The sequence below is a fragment of the Solwaraspora sp. WMMD1047 genome, from assembly GCF_029626155.1.
In the GTDB taxonomy this organism is placed as follows: domain Bacteria; phylum Actinomycetota; class Actinomycetes; order Mycobacteriales; family Micromonosporaceae; genus WMMD1047.
Map to the genome: position 1 here is coordinate 5,626,220 of NZ_JARUBL010000001.1, position 16,084 is coordinate 5,642,303.

Here is a 16,084-nt window from a genome sequence, read left to right on the forward strand (position 1 = left end):
TCAGTTCACCGCCGCACCGAAGGCGACCGCTGCGGCCGGGAAGCCTCCTTCGCCGGCCCGCCACACGTGTTGTGGCGTGGCCGAGCCGGTGGCCAGCGCCGACCAGGGCAGGGCGTAGACCGCCCGTTCCTGGTACGGGCTGGCGACGTAGAGATGGGTCTGGTCGCCGGCGATCGACACGCCGATGAGTTCCTGAGCGATCGGCGTGCCCGACAGTCCTGCGGCACCGCGCTCGACCGTGGCGTACCCGCTGATCGGGTTCGCGGCCGCGCCGAACACCAGGACCACCCCGGCGTCGGCCGCCGACCCGGTGTCCTCGCCGGGCGCGGAAACGGCGAGCAGCAGGTTCTGTGCCGTCGCCTCCGAACCGGGTGCGAGATTCACCAGGTGCACCCGCTCGCCGAAGTAGTCGCCCTCCTCGTCACCGCTCGGGATGCCGACGATATGCTGGGCGATCACCGGCAGTTCGGTGAAGCCGCTGTCGGTGATGTGGAACCGCTGCACGACGCCGGTGTCGACGATGCCGGTCGGGCCGTACTCCTTGCCGGGGACGCCGACCGCGAGGAACGAATCGGTGCCGCCGGCCGCCGCGCCGGCCGAGCGGTAGTCGACCATGGACAGCGACTTGCCGAACGTGTCGTTGGCGGTGGAGGTGCCCCACACGTCGGCCCGGTTCTGGTCAAGCGCGGCGACAAGCGTCGGCCGGCCGGCGGTGTACTGGTGGCTGAGAACATTGACACCGCCGGCGAAGACCTCGGTGCCGATCGCCTCGCCGGGCGAGCCGATGGCGAAGTGGTGACTCGACGCGGCCAGCGCGTAGCCGGTCATATCGTCGTTCTCCAGCGCTCCGGCCACGCCGTTGCCTCCCTGGCTGAGCAGGATGTTCGCGGTGCCGCGCAGGTAGTGCACGACGCCGGTGTCCGCGGCGGCGCCGACGTCCTCACCGGGCGCGCCGATCAGCAGGAACGCCTCGCCGGTGGCGGTGTGGCCGGCCGCGAGTGAGAATCCGAACCAGTCGCCGGCCTCGGCCGTCTCCGGGAACACCGCCTGGCCCTGGTGGTGGACCAGCGACGTCGGACCTTTCGTGAGCCCGTTCGGGGAGCCGAGAAGTACGTAGACGGCGCCGACGTCGGCCTTGCCGTCCAGGTCCTCATACGGGGCCCCGACCGCCAGGTCGGTGCAGCCGTCGTTGTTGACGTCGTAGCTTGCCAGCGCGAACCCGAACTGGTCGCCGGCTTCGGCCCCGCCGGGCACCTGAGCGTTGTTCTCGTGCAGCGTGTCGACGGTGCCGGCGCCGCCGTAGCGAACATGAACCTGACCGGCCTTGGCCTGCCCGGCGACGGATGCCTCCGGGTCGGCGATGGCGACGTCGGTCAGCCCGTCGCCGTTGTAGTCGTTGGCGACCCCGCCCTCGCAGCCCTCCACCGGCGGCACCGTGACGTACACCGTCATCTCACAGAAGCCGGTCCACACCGCGCTGCCGCTGACCCCGTCGTTGGCCCGGACCCGCCACCGGTACCGGCCGCCGTCGGTGAAGGCGCCGGCCGGAACGGTGACGCTGGCGGTGGCACCGGAGGTGACGTTGGCGACGGTCTGGCCGCCGAGCGGCGCCGACGCGCCGAGGGCCCACCATTCGAACTCCACCGACATCGCGGTGCCGTCACCGTCGGAGACGGTGGCCCGCAGTTGCGGGGTGAGGGTGTTGACAAGGGGCCGGCCGGTGCCGGTGACGCAGGCGGTGGCCGGGACCGTGGACCGGGCGGTGACAGTCGGCCACGAGTTGTAGGTGACCACCGCGTACGGCACCTGCGAGGTGGCGGTGGTTTCCCGGGAGCGGAACTGCTTGAACGTGGTGGTGTCGGTCTCGTCGGTCGCGCGGATGCCCATGTGTGCCTGGCTGGCGCCGGCGGTCGCCGCCCGCTGGAAGAACGCGGTGCCATTGATCGTCGACCAGCCGTCGTCACACTCGGCGTCGTATCCCTTGGTCATCGTGGAGGTCGCCTCGTGGTGCAGCCACGCCGGCTGGTTGGTCCACCGGGTGGCGGTGCTTGCCGCACCGGTGCTCCAGATCTCCCACGCTTTCGGGGTGCAGGTGTGTGACCACCAGTTCCAGAAGTGGACGGTCGCCGAGTTGATCTGCTTGCCGGCCAGCACGGCCGCGTTCCAGGTGACGAACGACCGGGTGATCGTCGGCGGGCTGGTGGCGAGCAGGCCGATCTGCAGGTCGGCGGTGCCGCTCTGGTTGGTGGTGACGCTCTCCCGGACGTACGCGTCGAAGGTGGTGGACAGCGGGTTGACCGTCGGATCGAGGGTCACCGGGTAGACCGTGTCGGGTGAGTCGAGCCAGTCGGCGTCGGGTCGCAATAGCAGGTCGACGCCGCCGGTGCGGGCGGTGACGGTGGTGTGGATCGGGGCGATTCGGGCCGGCGTACCGGCCGGGGTGGTCTGGGCGTCCCACATCGCCGGTGCGGGCACGGTGGCCAGGGTGGCGCCGTCTGCGCCGGTGAGAACGATGCCGCCTCGCTCGTCATGGTGGTGTCCGGCGACGCCGGGCCCGGTCAGGGTGAGTGGGACATCGCGTACCAGGTCGGCCGCGTCCTGGTTCTTGACCGTCAGAAGCTGCTCGAACCCGATCCGGGTGGCCCGCACCACCAGGTCCACACCGGGCAGCACCTCGGGGTAGGTAGCGACCGGTCCGGCGAGCCGTGGCTCGGGCAGCGCACCGGTCCAGCTCATCGCGACTCGGGCCGGACCATGTCCCACGGTGGCCAGCTCGTGGGTGCCGGCCGGGCGGGGGCCGGAGATCCGCAGTTCGTTCGGGTGGGCGACGGGGGCGACCGACCCGTCTGTGGCGCGACGAAGCTGCAGGTCGACCGGCACCCAGCCGCCATCGCGGCGAACCCGGACCACGTCTGCGGAGATCTTCGCCTCAAGCTGGCCATCCGGTCGGGCCCAGACCTCGGTGGTTGCGGAGGTCTGCCCGTGGACGCGCACCGGTCGGCCGCTGTCGCGGGCCGCAAGCAAGGCGCGACCCTCCTCTGTCGCCGGTGCAGCGGGTACCGCACCGAACCGGCGCGGATCGTCGACGTTGACCACGGCAGCGACGGCCAGCACCACCGCTGCGGCAGTCAATATCACCGTCCACCGTGGCCTGGACGTGGGTACATGCCAGCCATCCACGGCCATCCGGTCCTCCCCCGCAGCGAGACGTCCGAGTCAGCGGATCATGACGCTACGGGGCGGTTAGGTGACTGTCAATAAATATCTGACGTGATCGCCCTCCTGGCCTCACCAACGGCACTGACTTAGAACGGCCACAGTGGATACTGATCTGGCCTTCGCCGCAAGTCGACGGCCCTCCAAGTGAGAGACACCCCTAGACTGACCGGCCGACCCGGCGGGTCTCGTACGCCCACATCGCGATCTCGACCCGGTTCCGGGCGCCGAGCTTCGCCATCAGGCTGGCGATGTGTGTCTTCACGGTGCTCAACGTGATGAACAGCTCCGCGGCGATCTCACTGTTCGTGCGGCCCCGGGCCACCGCGGCCAGGACCTCCTCCTCCCGGCCGGTCAGCGGCTCGATCGGCTGGCGCGGCGGCTGCGCCGGCCCGGCGTCGGCGAACGCCCGCAGCAGCCGGGTGGTGACGCTCGGCGCGATCAGCGCGTCACCGGCGGCAGCGGCCTGCACGGCATGGGTGAGCAGTGTCGGGCCGGCGTCCTTGAGCAGGAAGCCGCGGGCCCCGGCGCGCAGCGCCGCGTAGACGTACTCGTCCAGGTCGAAGGTGGTGATGACGACGACGGCGAGCGGGTCGGCGACCGCCGGACCGGCCAGCGACCGGGTCGCCTCGATGCCGTCGAGCCGGGGCATCCGGATGTCGAAGAGGCAGACGTCGGGGCGCAGCCGCCGGGCCAGCTCGACCGCCTGCCGGCCGTCGGCGGCCTCGCCGATCACCTCGATGCCGGGTTGGGCGTTGAGGATCATCGTGAGGCCGGTCCGGACGATCTCCTGGTCGTCGGCGACCAGCACCCGCACGGTCACCGCGGCCCCGGCGCGGTCCGCGGCAGGGTCGCCGTCACCGTCCAGCCCCGGTCCGGGTCGGGGCCGGCCTCGCAGGTACCGCCGAGCAGCCCGGCCCGCTCGATCATGCCGACCAGGCCGTACCCGGTGCCGGTGGTCCGGCCGAGGGCGGGCTCGCCGTCGTCGCTGACCCGCAGCCGTACCGTCTGGTCGTCGGCGGCGACCCGGACCTCGATCCGTTTCGCGTGCCGGGCGTGCCGGCGGGCGTTGGTGACCGACTCCTGGGCGAGCCGGTAGACGGCCGCCGCGACCGCCGGCGGCAGGTCGTCGACCGCGCCGCTGATCTGGACGTCGACGGCCGGGCCGGGGCGCGACGGGTCGGCCAGCCCTTCGAGGTCACCGACCCGGGGGGTGGGGGTCAGCTCGACCGGCTCGTCGCGGCGCAGCACCCGGACCATGCCGCGCATCTCGGCCAGCGCCCGGGACGCCTCGGCCTCGATCACCCGCAGCGCGTCGGCCGCCGCGTCCGGGTGGGTGCCGGCGGTGGCCAGGCCGGCCTGGGCACGGATCGCCATCGCCGAGACGTGGTGCGCGACGGTGTCGTGCAGGTCCCGGGCGAGCCGTTCCCGTTCCAGGAGTTTCACCTGGTCCAGCTCGCGCTGGCGGGCCCGGGACCGCCAGCGCAGCGCCGCACCGATCGCCCCGGCGGAGGTCAGCACGATCAGACCGGCGACGAGATCACCGAGGCCGAGGTGCCCGAGGGCGAGCGACAGGCCGAGCTTGCCGACGATGATCGCGGTGCCGGCCACGATCTGGCGCCCCGATCCCCAGCGGATCAGGGAGTACGCCAACAGCAGCATGAAGACCAGCACGTTGAGGTCGGGTCCGCCGTCGGTCGGCACCGAGACCACGGCGCAGACGCCGAAGCCGACCGCGACCGCCGGCAGCGGCGCCGACCGGCGCCACAGCAGCAGCGGAACCAGCCCGACCGTGACCAGCACCGACAGCGTCCGCCAGGGCAGCTCGGGCCGGAGCACGCCCTCGACGACGGCCGCCGGGATCAGCAGCACGACCAGCGCCCAGTCCCGCCAACTCAGTGGGGGGACGTGCGGTGGGCGCGGCTCGTTCCACACGGAGCGCAGCAGACCGGGCACGGATCAATCGTACGAAGCCGGGGACCACACCGGATCGGCCCAAAGTACGACCGGCCAGGTCACCTCCGTCCCCCGTCGGCGTCGGTGGCGGCGGGCCGGGCCGGGCGGCCCTCGATCATGAGCGCGGTGGCGGCGACGGCGATAACGGCGGCCGCGACCAGGGGCAGGTCCCCCGGCTGGCGGTGGTCGATCACCAACCCGCCCAGGGTCGCCCCGGCGCCGATCCCGAGATTGAGCACGGTGATTCCGATCGCTCCGGAGGCGGCCTCCCGGCCCGGGGCGGCGATCCGCAGCAGGTGGGTCTGCAGGACCGGCGGCAGCAGGCCGATGAGCAGACCCCAGCCCGCGATCACCACCACCGCCACGACCAGCTGACGGTCGAGCACCAGCAGGGAGGCGGCGCTGGCGGCGAAGGCGGTGCTGACCCAGCCCAGCGCCTGTCGTGGATAACGGTCGGACAGCAGTCCGGCCCCGGCGGTGCCAGCCACTCCGGCGGCTCCGAAGACGAACAGCAGGGTGGCCGCGGTGACGCTGTCGTACCCCCCGAAGAGTTCGAGCAGCGGCGCGATGTAGGTGTAGAGCAGGAAGTGGCCGGTGAGGACCAGACCGGCTGCCACCGCGACGCGGAGTACGGCCCGCACGCCCGGGTCCCGGCCGGCCCGCGCGCCGACCGGCCGCGGGGGGTCCGGCAGCGGCAGGGTACGCAGCACGAGAGCGGCCAGGGCGAGCAACGCCGCCAGCGTCGCGAAGCTGACCCGCCAGCCGAGTACGGCGCCGGCCGCGGCGCCGAGCGGGATGCCGACGATGCTGGCGAGGGCGGGGCCGGCGAGTACCACCGAGACCGCGCGGCCGACCCGGGCGGGCGGGACGAGGGTGGCCACGATCGGTACCAGCAGGGACCAGAAGAGACCGTGTGTGGCCGCGCCGATGATGCGGCTGAGCAGCGTCCACCCGTACGAGGGGGCGAGTGCGGTGCCGGTGGTCGCCAGGGCGAACAGCAGCAGCAGGACGGGCACCAGGCGGCGGCGCGGGATCCGAGCGGCGAGTCGGGTGAGCGGGATGCTGGCGACGGCGACGGTCAGGGCCCAGGCGCCGACCAGCCGGCCCGCGGTCGACTGGGCGACGTCGAGGTCGGCGCTGAGTTGCAGCAACAGGCTGGCGGGCAGCAGTTCGGTGGTCACGGTGGCGAAGGCCGCGCCGGACAGGAGAAGCAGGGTCCGCCAGGGCAGCCCGGGCGCCCGGTCGACGTGGGTCCCGGTGGGTTGAGTGGTCATGGCTGGGACCGTAAAGTCTCACACCGATGGCAGAGTCAAGGGAGCGACCGTGCGGATTGGTGAGCTGTCGCGGCGAACCGGGATCTCGATCCGGATGCTGCGCTACTACGAGGAACGGGGACTGCTGTCCCCGGAACGCGCACCGAGCGGCTACCGGCATTACCGGGAGAGCGACCTGGCCCGGGCGTCGCTGGTGAGCAGCCTGATCAGATCAGGGCTGACGACTAAATTGATCATCCCGCTGCTCCGCGACGACCAACTCGATCGGCCGGCGGTGGGCGGGCCGGAGAACGGGGACGACGAGCTGACTGCCCTGTTCACCGCAGAGCTCGCCCGGTTGGAGAGCCGAATCATGTGCATGACCGTGAGCAGGGACGCCGTCGCGCGGCACCTGCGAAGACTCCGCGGCGCACCCCTTGCCGCGGGTGGCGGGGGCTCATAACCTTGGCGGGCGTTCGACGTTCGACGGGGGAGCTGAGCCGTGCGGATTGACCCAGGCGCGTGCCGACCGATCTGACCGACGCCGTACGCGCCGCCCAGGACGGCGACGAGGAGGCGTTCCGGTTCCTGTACCGCACCCTGCAACCCGGGCTGCTGCGGTATCTGACCGCGTTGGTGGACGCCGACGCGGAGGATGTCGCCTCGGAGGCGTGGTTGCAGGTGACCCGCGACCTGCACACCTTCGACGGCGGCCCCAGCTTCCGGGCCTGGGTGGCCACCATCGCCCGCAACCGGGCCATGGACCACCTGCGCCGGCAGCGACGGCGGCCGGCGCTGCCGGTGCCGTCGTACGCGCTGGCCGAGCTGCCCGCCGACGAGGACACCGCGGAGCGGGCCGGCGAGGTGATCGGCACCGGGACGGCGATCGCGTTCATCGCCCGGCTGCCCCGCCAGGAGGCCGAGGCGGTGCTGCTGCGTATTGTCATCGGTCTCGATGCCGAGGGGGCGGCACGGGTGCTGGGCAAGCGGGCGGGGGCGGTCCGCACCGCCGCGCATCGAGGGCTGCGACGGCTGGCCAAGATTCTGGAGCAGGATGGGTTCCGCGCGCCGGTCGAGCCGCCGGTCACCCGGCGGATTCCCGAACCGCGAGCTGAGGGTGGGACGTCCCAGACCCCCGAGGCGGAGGGGATGACGTGGGGAGGGATGACATGAGCTTCGGCCGGCACCGCCGGGGGGACGGCGACGGGCGCGACCCGTTGGTGGCCGTGTTCGCCGAGGCGCCCGAGACCGACGGTGCGGTCTGGGAGTTGCTGGCCGCCGCGACCGCGCCGCCGCGCCGCCGGGAGCTCGCCGGTGAGGACGCCGCCGTGGCGGCCTTCCGGGCGGCCCGGGACCGGTCGGTGCCGGTCTTGCCGGTCGCGCCGGTGCGGCTCGGCCGCCTCCGCCGGTTGACGGCCAGCGCGACGACCTGGGTCGCGGTGCTGACCGCGGCGGCGGCCACCGCGGGCGCCGCCGTGGCCGCGAGTACGCAGGGCGGGGAGCCGGTAACCCGGCCGCCGATCGTCGCCACCACCCCGCCGCCGAGCCCCACTCCTGCCGCCCCCGCGCCGACCCGGCCGGTCCAGTCCCGGCCTGCCCCGGCACCCCCCGCTCCGACGACCCCCGAGGTCGACGACGACTCGGACCTCGGCCCGTTCAGCCGGCGCCTGCACATCGGACTCTGCCGGCTCTACCTGATCAAGGACGCCGACGCCCGGCGCCGGTACCTGGATCACCCGTCGATGCGGCGGGTGATCGAGGCCGCCGGGGATCGCAGCAAGGTGACCGGCTACTGCCTCCGGCTGGTCGGGCCGCCGCCGACGCTTCCGCCGGGCGGCCTCCCCGGGCCCCCGCCGTTCGTCCCGCCGGGCCGGAATCCGTTCGGCCAGCCGGGCATCGGTCCGAATGCGAACGGCGCGGGCAACAACGCGGCGAACGGGGCCGGCAACCGCGCCGCGAACGGGTCAGCTCGATGACCCGGTGGTGAGCAGGCCGCCGGTCAGGGTGTGCAGCAGGGCCAGGCTGGACGGGCAGCACGCGACCCGACCCTCGTGCACCAGCCGGGCCAGGTGCGGTACGGCCACCCAGTAGAGCTGGTCGGCCTCGTCGGCGTCCTGCGGCGGCCCGACGCACTCCACCGCCCGCGCGTACGCCAGGTGGAACTGCTGGTCGGTGAGGCCGTTCGAGGCGTTGACGGTGGCGAAGACCCGCGGTTCGTCGACCCGCCAGCCGGTCTCCTCCAGCACCTCCCGGGCGGCGGCCTCGACCGGCGTCTCGCCGGGCTCGATCCCGCCGGCGGGCACCTCGAAGCCGGTGGTGTCGGTGATGAACCGGTGCCGGTAGAGCAGCAGCACCCCGTGCTCCGGGTGGTGCACGACGACGAAGACCGAGTGGTGCGGCAACCGGATGACGTGATGCTGGTACGCCTCGGCGGTCGGCGGCTCCACGTCGACCAGGTTCAGCGACACCCACCGGCTCTCGTAGATCGGCCGGCTGCCCCGGATCTGCCACCGCGCGCAGTCCGGGGCGTCGGCCTGCCAGGTGTCCGGGTGGTAGTGCGCGATCGTCGACATGCGACCTGCCGGGTCGCCGGTCAGCAGCCCGGCAGCCGGTCGATGAGGTACCGCTCGACCGCGTCCAGCGAGATCCGCTCCTGGGTCATGGTGTCCCGGTCGCGGACCGTCACCGCGTTGTCGTCAAGGGTGTCGAAGTCGACGGTGACGCAGAACGGAGTGCCGATCTCGTCCTGGCGCCGGTAGCGGCGGCCGATCGCCTGCGAGTCGTCGAACTCGACCACCCAGCGCTTGCGCAGCGCCGCGCTCAGGTCGCGGGCCTTCGGCGACAGGGCCGGGTTGCGCGACAGCGGCAGCACCGCCACCTTGACCGGGGAGAGCCGGGGGTCGAACCGCAGCACCGTGCGCTTGTCGACACCGCCCTTGGTGTTCGGCGCCTCGTCCTCGTCGTACGCCTCCAGCAGGAAGGCGAGCACCGCGCGGGTCAGGCCGGCGGCCGGCTCGATCACGTACGGCACCCAGCGCTCGCCCTTGTCCTGGTCGAAGTAGGACAGGTCGACGCCGGAGTGTTTGCTGTGCGTGGTCAGGTCGAAGTCGGTGCGGTTGGCGATGCCCTCCAGTTCGGAGAACTCGGTGCCGCCGAACATGAACTTGTACTCGATGTCGACGGTGCGCTTCGAGTAGTGCGAGAGCTTCTCCTTGGGGTGCTCGAAGAAGCGCAGGTTCGACTCGCTGAGGCCCAGGTCGAGGTACCAGTTCCAGCGCTCCTGCAGCCAGTACTCGTGCCAGGTCTCGTCGGTGCCGGGTTCGACGAAGAACTCCATCTCCATCTGCTCGAACTCACGGGTACGGAAGATGAAGTTGCCGGGGGTGATCTCGTTGCGGAACGACTTGCCGACCTGGGCGATGCCGAACGGCGGCTTCTTGCGGGCCGAGGTCTCGACGTTCTTGTAGTTGACGAAGATGCCCTGAGCCGTCTCCGGCCGCAGGTAGTGCAGGCCCTCGTCGCTCTCCACCGGGCCGAGGTAGGTCTTCATCAGGCCGTTGAACATCCGCGGCTCGGTGAAGGTGCCCTTGTTGCCGCAGTTCGGGCAGTTGAGCTCGGCGAGGTCGGCGGGTGGGCGACCGTGCCGGGCCTCGTACGCCTCCTCCAGGTGGTCGGCGCGGAATCGTTTGTGGCAGGACTGGCACTCGGTAAGCGGGTCCACGAAGGCGTCCAGGTGGCCGGAGGCGGCCCAGACGTCCCGGGCCAGGATCACCGCCGAGTCCAGGCCGACGATGTCGTCGCGCTGCTGGACCATCGACTTCCACCACTGCCGGCGGACGTTCTCCTTCAGCTCGACGCCGAGCGGGCCGTAGTCCCACGCCGACCGGGTCCCGCCGTAGATCTCGCTCGACGGGAAGACGAAGCCCCGGCGCTTGGCGAGGCTGACGACGGCGTCGATACGGTCGGCTGGCATTGGTTTCCTCCTACGCCGACTGGCGGTCGGCGGGATCAACAGGTCGGCGGGATCAACGGTACGGTCATCGCTGGTCTGAGCCCACCGAGATTACCCGGCTCGCCGGTCGGCGCGTCCCGCCACCCCCACCGGGTCAGCTCACCCGGCACACCTTCAGCGAGGCGTCCTGGCTGTCCTGGGCCAGCTCCGCCCGCAGGCTGTCCCGGCCGCCGCCGGCGTAGCTGACATCGACCGGGACGACCAGTTCGATGCCGAAGGTCGCCTCGCCGACCTGGTACGAGTCGATCTCCGGCTCGGCGCTGATCCGCCGTTCGAACTCGGCCCGGGTCTCCTGCTCGCGCGCCTCGTCGCAGAGCAGCGAGTACGCCTCCCCGTACTGGCCCTCGCGGACCGCCTCGAAGTAGTCGCCGACCACCACCTGCGCCTGCTCGCTGATCGCCTCCGAACCGGAGATGGCGAATCCGACCAGGGCGACCGATCCGCCGCCGCAGCAGAGCAGGACGGCCAGCGCGGCGACGCCCAGTCCGAGCCAGAGCCGGGCCGTGCGCCCCTCCGAGGGCGGCGCCGGAAACGGCGGCCGCACGCCGGGTCCGCGCGGCGGTTCCGGCGGTCCGGGGTACGCCGCGGGCAGGTTGGGGTACGCCGCGGGCGGGCCGGGGTATGCCGGTAGGCCGGGAGCTGGCGCGGACGGGCCGGGATCTGAAGTCGGCGGGCCGGGATACGGCGCGGGTGGGCCGGCCGGTCCGGGAGCGGTCATGAGGGCAAGGGTAGTGCCCGCCGGCTCACCGGCCCGGCCCAGCGGCCCGATCGCTGCCGAGGACCCGGATCGGGCCGTCCGGCCCCAGTTCGGCGAGCGGTTCGTAGGCCGACGGTTCGTCCAGCGACTCGGCCAGCAGCGGGATGGCCGCCACCTTCACCTCGAACGCGCCGAGCGCCCGCCGGTAGGTGCCGACCGACTCCCACTCGGTCACCAGCGACCACTGCCGGGGGTCGTCCAGTGCCCGCAGTAGCTGGCCCCGGCGGAAGCCGGGGCGGGCGCCGAGGGCGGCGAGTGCGGCGTGGGCGCGTTCGGTGAACGCCGCGGCGGCCTCCTCCTCGATCACGAACCGGTTGGTGACCAGCACCGGCGGCCTCCCTCGCTGGGTCGGTCGGACTCCCTCGTAGAGTCCGTGTGATGGAGCCTACGCAGAGCCCCCTGCTGGTCCGGTTGGCCCGGGCCAACCCGACCGGGGTGTTCCTGGCCGCCCTGGTCGTCGTGCTGGCCGGCCTCTTCGCGCCGGGGATCATCGGCGGGGCGCTGCTGCTGGCGCTGGCGGTCGGCCTCGGGGCGCTGCTGGTGACCACCTGGCCGGTGCAGACGCCGATCACCCGGGCGGTGCGGCTGGTGCTGTTGGGGCTGCTGGTCGCGGTCGCGTTGATCAAGATTCTCTGAGCCGTACCCATGCACTCATGCACTTTTGACAATCATTCTCATTGTCGCGGAGAGTGGGTGGCATGGTGATCCGCTCCGCTCCCCGTACCCTGGCCGCCACCGCCGCCGCCCTGCTCGCCCTGACCGGCGTCGCCGCGTGCGGCGAGGACGGTGCGGCCGGCGCCGATCCCGACCGGATCGACGTGGTGGCCGCCTTCTACCCGCTGCAGTACCTCGCCGAACGGGTCGGCGGCGACGGCGTCAACGTGACGAACCTGGCCAAGCCCGGCGCGGAGCCGCACGACCTGGAGCTGAACCCCGGCCAGGTCGGCGAGGTGACCGAGGCCGAGCTGATCGTCTATCTCAAGGGCTTCCAGCCGGCGGTCGACGAGGCGATCGAGCAGTCCGGCGGGGACCGCTCCTTCGACGTGGCCGGCGTGCAACCGCTGCTGGACGCCAGCGCCGGCGGCCACAGCCACGACGAAGAAGAGGGCCACGAGGGCGAGGAAGAGGAGGAGCACGCCGAGGAGGAGACCGGCGGCAAGGACCCGCACGTCTGGCTCGACCCGACCCGGCTGGCCACCATCGGCGACCAGCTCGCCCAGCGACTCGGCCAGGCCGACCCGGACCGGGCCGCCGACTACACCGCCCGGGCCGCCACGCTCCGCACCGAGCTGGAGACCCTGGACCAGGAGTACGCCACCGGGCTGGCCAACTGCCAGCGCCGCGAGATCGTCGTCAGCCACACCGCCTTCGGCTACCTGGCCGAGCGCTACCAGCTCGAACAGGTCGGCATCACCGGGCTGACCCCGGAGGACGAGCCGTCCCCGCAGCGGCTCGCCGAGGTGGCCGAGGAGGCCCGCGAACACGGCGCCACCACCATCTTCTTCGAGACCCTGGTCAGCCCGAAGGTCGCCGAGACCATCGCCCGCGAGGTCGGCGCCGAGACCGCGGTGCTCGATCCCATCGAAGGGCTGCAACCCGGCAGCGAGGACGACTACCTTGCGATCATGCGAACCAACCTGACCACCCTCAAGTCGGCGCTGAGCTGCCCGTGACCGGAGCCACCGCCGAACCCGTCATCGCCGTCCGGCACGGGGTGGTCGCCTACGACGACCGCCCCGTGCTGCGGGACGTCTCGCTGACCGTCACCCCCGGCGAGGTGGTGGCGATCCTGGGTGCCAACGGCTCCGGCAAGTCGACCCTGATCCGCGCCATCCTCGGGCTGGTTCCGCTGGCCGGCGGCACGGTCGACCTGTTCGGCGTGCCGCTGCGCCGGTTCCGCGACTGGCGCCGGATCGGCTACGTGCCGCAGCGGATGGGCGCCGGCAGCGGCGTACCGGCGACGGTGGCCGAGGTGGTCGGCTCCGGGCGGCTGGCCCGCCGCGGGGTGCTGCGCCCGGCCGGCGCCGCCGACCGGGCCGCGGTGACGCGCGCCCTGACCGCCGTCGGCCTCGCCGACCGGGCCGCCGACCCGGTGGCCACCCTCTCCGGCGGCCAGCAGCAACGCACCCTGATCGCCCGCGCGCTGGCCGGCGAGCCGGAACTGCTCGTCCTCGACGAGCCCACCGCCGGGGTGGACGCCACCAGTCAGGCCGCGTTCACCGAGGCGCTCGCCGACTTCCTCGGCACCGGCGGGACGGCCCTGCTGGTCGCCCACGAACTCGGGCCGCTGGCCGCCCTGATCAGCCGCGCGGTGGTCGTACACCATGGGGAGATCGCCCACGACGGACCGGTTCCGGAGCCGGCCGGGCACCACGCGGAGCCCGGCCACGACCACGTGCACCCGCACGGTCCGGACGAGCCAGCGGGATTGTGGGGCCGATGAGTCTCTTCCAGTACGACTTCATGATCCGGGCGCTGGTCGGCGCGCTGGTCATCGGGCTGGCCGCGCCGGCCCTCGGCATCTACCTGGTGCAACGGCGGCTCTCCCTGATCGGCGACGGGGTCGGACACGTGGCGCTCACCGGCGTCGGCGTCGGACTGCTGCTCAACCGCTCCCCCGTGATCGCCGCCGTGATCGTCGCGGCGGCCGGCGCGGTCGCCATCGAGCTGATCCGCGAGCGCGGCCGCACCTCCGGCGACGTGGCGCTGGCGCTGCTCTTCTACGGCGGCATCGCCGGTGGCGTGATGCTCGTCGGCCTCTCCGACAACAGCAGCAACGCCAACCTGATGGCGTACCTGTTCGGGTCGCTGACCACGACGTCGCCGCAGGATCTGGTCACCATCGTGGTGCTCGGCGCGGTGGTGCTGGTCACCATGATCGCGCTCCGGCCGGCGCTCTTCGCGATCTGCCACGACGAGGAGTACGCCCGGGTCTCCGGGCTGCCGGTGCGGGCGCTGAACCTGCTGCTCGCGGTGACCACCGCGGTGACCGTGACGATCGCCATGCGGGCGGTCGGGCTGCTGCTGATCAGTGCCCTGATGGTGGTGCCGGTCGCCACCGCCCAGCAGCTCACCAAGGGCTTCGTGAGCACCATGGCGACGGCGATGGGGCTCGGGCTGCTGGCCGCCGGCTCCGGGGTCTGGCTGGCCGGCACCGCCGACACCGCGCTCGGCGCCACCATCGTCGTACTGGCGATCCTGTCGTTCCTGGTGGTCTCCGTGGCGACGGCGGTGTGGCGTTGGCTACGCCGCCGCCGGCTGGCGGCCCGGCCGGTGACCAGTGGTGCCGCCGCGCCGGCTGGGGCCGGTGGTGCGGCCATCGCCGGCGGTGCCGTTGGCCAGCCGCGGCCGGCGGCCGCCGAACTGGAACCGCCCGAGGTGGTCCTGGACCGCTGAGTCCGATCCGGCCCGACGGCGACCTGGCGGTATTGGTTACCGTTGCAGGGTGACCAGCTCGAACGGGTACGAGGCGTACGCGGGTGCCGGCGAGCTGTTGCGCGCCCTCTCCGCGCCGATCCGGGTCGCCATCGTCACCGAGCTGGCCCAGGGCGAACGCTGCGTACACGAGCTGGTGGAGAAGTTGCGGGCGCCCCAGCCGCTGGTCTCCCAGCACCTGCGGGTGCTGCGCGGCGCCGGGGTGGTCCGGGGCTCCCGACGCGGCCGGGAGATCGCGTACGCCTTGGTCGACGAGCACATCGCGCATATCGTGGCGGATGCCGTCAGCCACGCGGGAGAGGCCACATGACGATCGGAGACAGCACGGCGGTCCGGAACACCCGGCAGCGCAGCGCGGTCAGCGCCCTGCTCGCCGAGGTGGAGGGCTTCCACAGCGCGCAGGACCTGCACGCGATGCTGCGCGACCGCGGCGAGCGGGTCGGCCTCACCACCGTCTACCGGACCCTGCAGGGGCTGGCCGACGCGGGCGAGGTCGACGTGATGCGGCCGCCGGGCGGCGAGCACCTCTACCGGCGGTGCAGCGAGGGCCACCACCATCATCTGGTCTGCCGGGCCTGCGGGCGGACGGTCGAGGTCGAGGGACCGGCCGTGGAGACCTGGGCCGAGCGGGTCGCGGCCAAGCACGGGTTCGCCGACGTCAGCCACACCCTGGAGATCTTCGGCACCTGCCCGGACTGCGCCCGCTGACGGGTTGAGGCACGCTGATCGGCGTGAAGATTTACGCCGACCGGTTCCCCACCGCCGCCCGTCAATTCGTCACCGACCTGCTCGCCGTCGCCTGGGTCTACCTGTGGGTGCGGGCCGGAATGTGGCTGCACGACCTGATCGAGAAGCTCGCCGTACCCGGGCAGAAGCTGGAGGGTGCCGGCGGTGGTCTCGCCGACAACCTCGCCGACGCCGGCGGCAAGGTCGGCCGGGTGCCGATCGTCGGCGACGAACTGACCGCGCCATTCACCCGGGCCGCCGAGGCGGCTCGGTCGATGGCCGACGCCGGCCGCGACCAGCAGGACCTGGTCGCGGACCTGGCGTTGGGGCTGTCGCTGGCGGTGGTGGTCTTCCCGATCGCCCTGGTGGTGTTCGGCTGGCTGCCGCTGCGGCTGCGGTGGATGCGCCGGGCCGCCGCCGCGAAGGTACTGCGTTCGGCGCCCGCCGGCCGCGACCTGCTGGCCCTGCGGGCGCTGGCCACCCAGCCGTTGTCCAGGCTGCACAAGATATCGCCGGATGTCGCGGCGGCCTGGCGGCAGGCAGATCCATCCACCGTGGACAGTCTGGCGGCTCTCGAACTGCGTTCCCTCGGCCTCCGAAACTAACCGACCATCCCCTCAATTCGGACGGGTGCCATTATTCCCTCGGATCGTCGCCGACCTCGATTCAATATCTTGACAACATTGACTAACATCCCCGTCTCTGCCACGATTGGCGACGCCGAACGGG

17 protein-coding genes and 1 pseudogene are annotated in these 16,084 nt (G+C 72.5%); 10 read left to right on the top strand and 8 right to left on the bottom strand.

Annotated elements, in window-relative coordinates; all coding sequences use genetic code 11:
- The 4 genes from O7627_RS25630 to O7627_RS25645 all read right to left on the bottom strand — a co-directional run bounded on the left by O7627_RS25630 (window position 1) and on the right by O7627_RS25645 (window position 6,446).
- Window positions 1-3,186, bottom strand: a complete 3,186-nt coding sequence (locus O7627_RS25630; RefSeq protein ID WP_278096029.1) for a hypothetical protein — start codon at window positions 3,184-3,186, stop codon at window positions 1-3.
- Between the two features lie 190 nt (window positions 3,187-3,376).
- Complete coding sequence (locus O7627_RS25635) at window positions 3,377-4,039, bottom strand: response regulator transcription factor (RefSeq protein WP_278096030.1); 663 nt, start codon at window positions 4,037-4,039, stop codon at window positions 3,377-3,379.
- Entirely contained in the window at window positions 4,036-5,172 is a 1,137-nt protein-coding gene (locus tag O7627_RS25640; protein WP_278096031.1) for a sensor histidine kinase, read from the bottom strand. The genes O7627_RS25635 and O7627_RS25640 overlap by 4 nt, the downstream gene beginning before the upstream one ends.
- Window positions 5,173-5,231: 59 nt before the next feature.
- Window positions 5,232-6,446 carry an MFS transporter gene (locus O7627_RS25645; RefSeq protein ID WP_278096032.1) on the bottom strand — a complete coding sequence of 405 codons (1,215 nt, stop codon included), beginning with the start codon at window positions 6,444-6,446 and terminating at the stop codon, window positions 5,232-5,234.
- Window positions 6,447-6,495: 49 nt separating this feature from the next.
- Between O7627_RS25645 and O7627_RS25650 the strand changes: the two genes are divergently transcribed.
- From O7627_RS25650 to O7627_RS25660, 3 genes are read left to right on the top strand one after another with little or no spacing between them, the layout of a single operon-like run.
- Complete coding sequence (locus O7627_RS25650) at window positions 6,496-6,888, top strand: MerR family transcriptional regulator (RefSeq protein WP_278096033.1); 393 nt, start codon at window positions 6,496-6,498, stop codon at window positions 6,886-6,888.
- Between the two features lie 59 nt (window positions 6,889-6,947).
- Window positions 6,948-7,598, top strand: a complete 651-nt coding sequence (locus tag O7627_RS25655) for an RNA polymerase sigma factor (RefSeq protein WP_278096034.1) — start codon at window positions 6,948-6,950, stop codon at window positions 7,596-7,598.
- The gene (locus O7627_RS25660; protein WP_278096035.1) at window positions 7,595-8,401 is read left to right on the top strand and encodes a hypothetical protein; all 807 of its coding nucleotides are present in this window, start codon (window positions 7,595-7,597) and stop codon (window positions 8,399-8,401) included. The genes O7627_RS25655 and O7627_RS25660 overlap by 4 nt, the downstream gene beginning before the upstream one ends.
- Here the strand turns inward: O7627_RS25660 and O7627_RS25665 are convergent.
- The 4 genes from O7627_RS25665 to O7627_RS25680 form a co-directional block, all read right to left on the bottom strand.
- The gene (locus tag O7627_RS25665) at window positions 8,390-8,998 is read right to left on the bottom strand and encodes an NUDIX hydrolase (RefSeq protein WP_278096036.1); all 609 of its coding nucleotides are present in this window, start codon (window positions 8,996-8,998) and stop codon (window positions 8,390-8,392) included. The two genes, O7627_RS25660 and O7627_RS25665, sit on opposite strands and share 12 nt — an antisense overlap.
- Before the next feature lie 20 nt (window positions 8,999-9,018).
- Entirely contained in the window at window positions 9,019-10,398 is a 1,380-nt protein-coding gene (locus tag O7627_RS25670) for a glycine--tRNA ligase (protein WP_278096037.1), read from the bottom strand.
- 133 nt (window positions 10,399-10,531) lie between these two features.
- Window positions 10,532-11,029 carry a hypothetical protein gene (locus O7627_RS25675; protein WP_278098434.1) on the bottom strand — a complete coding sequence of 166 codons (498 nt, stop codon included), beginning with the start codon at window positions 11,027-11,029 and terminating at the stop codon, window positions 10,532-10,534.
- A 151-nt stretch (window positions 11,030-11,180) separates the two neighbouring features.
- Window positions 11,181-11,522 (bottom strand): antibiotic biosynthesis monooxygenase, encoded by a 342-nt coding sequence (locus tag O7627_RS25680; RefSeq protein WP_278096038.1) that lies wholly within the window; start codon window positions 11,520-11,522, stop codon window positions 11,181-11,183.
- Window positions 11,523-11,572: 50 nt separating this feature from the next.
- On the opposite strand from O7627_RS25680, the gene O7627_RS25685 reads away from it, so the two are divergent.
- From O7627_RS25685 to O7627_RS25715, 7 genes and pseudogenes are all read left to right on the top strand, one after another.
- The gene (locus O7627_RS25685; RefSeq protein WP_278096039.1) at window positions 11,573-11,830 is read left to right on the top strand and encodes a hypothetical protein; all 258 of its coding nucleotides are present in this window, start codon (window positions 11,573-11,575) and stop codon (window positions 11,828-11,830) included.
- A gap of 62 nt (window positions 11,831-11,892) precedes the next feature.
- Window positions 11,893-12,867 (top strand): metal ABC transporter substrate-binding protein, encoded by a 975-nt coding sequence (locus tag O7627_RS25690; protein WP_278096040.1) that lies wholly within the window; start codon window positions 11,893-11,895, stop codon window positions 12,865-12,867.
- Window positions 12,864-13,637 carry an ABC transporter ATP-binding protein gene (locus tag O7627_RS25695; protein WP_278096041.1) on the top strand — a complete coding sequence of 258 codons (774 nt, stop codon included), beginning with the start codon at window positions 12,864-12,866 and terminating at the stop codon, window positions 13,635-13,637. Before O7627_RS25690 ends, O7627_RS25695 begins: the two co-directional genes overlap by 4 nt.
- Window positions 13,634-14,461 (top strand): annotated as a pseudogene (locus O7627_RS25700) (metal ABC transporter permease); the annotation flags it as partial. The gene O7627_RS25695 and the pseudogene O7627_RS25700, both read left to right, overlap by 4 nt.
- A 178-nt stretch (window positions 14,462-14,639) precedes the next feature.
- Complete coding sequence (locus O7627_RS25705) at window positions 14,640-14,939, top strand: metalloregulator ArsR/SmtB family transcription factor (RefSeq protein ID WP_278096042.1); 300 nt, start codon at window positions 14,640-14,642, stop codon at window positions 14,937-14,939.
- Entirely contained in the window at window positions 14,936-15,337 is a 402-nt protein-coding gene (locus O7627_RS25710; protein WP_278096043.1) for a Fur family transcriptional regulator, read from the top strand. Before O7627_RS25705 ends, O7627_RS25710 begins: the two co-directional genes overlap by 4 nt.
- A gap of 23 nt (window positions 15,338-15,360) precedes the next feature.
- On the top strand, window positions 15,361-15,960 hold the full coding sequence (locus tag O7627_RS25715; protein WP_278096044.1) for a hypothetical protein: 600 nt from the start codon (window positions 15,361-15,363) through the stop codon (window positions 15,958-15,960).
- Window positions 15,961-16,084 lie beyond the last annotated feature (124 nt).

What these genes read in the sequence shown, in the direction of transcription:
- O7627_RS25630 (WP_278096029.1), bottom strand. Translation starts at nt 3,186, where the DNA reads ATGGCCGTGGATGGCTGGCATGTACCCACGTCCAGGCCACGGTGGACG.
- O7627_RS25645 (WP_278096032.1), bottom strand. Translation starts at nt 6,446, where the DNA reads ATGACCACTCAACCCACCGGGACCCACGTCGACCGGGCGCCCGGGCTG.
- O7627_RS25660 (WP_278096035.1), top strand. Translation starts at nt 7,595, where the DNA reads ATGAGCTTCGGCCGGCACCGCCGGGGGGACGGCGACGGGCGCGACCCG.
- O7627_RS25665 (WP_278096036.1), bottom strand. Translation starts at nt 8,998, where the DNA reads ATGTCGACGATCGCGCACTACCACCCGGACACCTGGCAGGCCGACGCC.
- O7627_RS25670 (WP_278096037.1), bottom strand. Translation starts at nt 10,398, where the DNA reads ATGCCAGCCGACCGTATCGACGCCGTCGTCAGCCTCGCCAAGCGCCGG.
- O7627_RS25685 (WP_278096039.1), top strand. Translation starts at nt 11,573, where the DNA reads ATGGAGCCTACGCAGAGCCCCCTGCTGGTCCGGTTGGCCCGGGCCAAC.
- O7627_RS25690 (WP_278096040.1), top strand. Translation starts at nt 11,893, where the DNA reads ATGGTGATCCGCTCCGCTCCCCGTACCCTGGCCGCCACCGCCGCCGCC.
- O7627_RS25710 (WP_278096043.1), top strand. Translation starts at nt 14,936, where the DNA reads ATGACGATCGGAGACAGCACGGCGGTCCGGAACACCCGGCAGCGCAGC.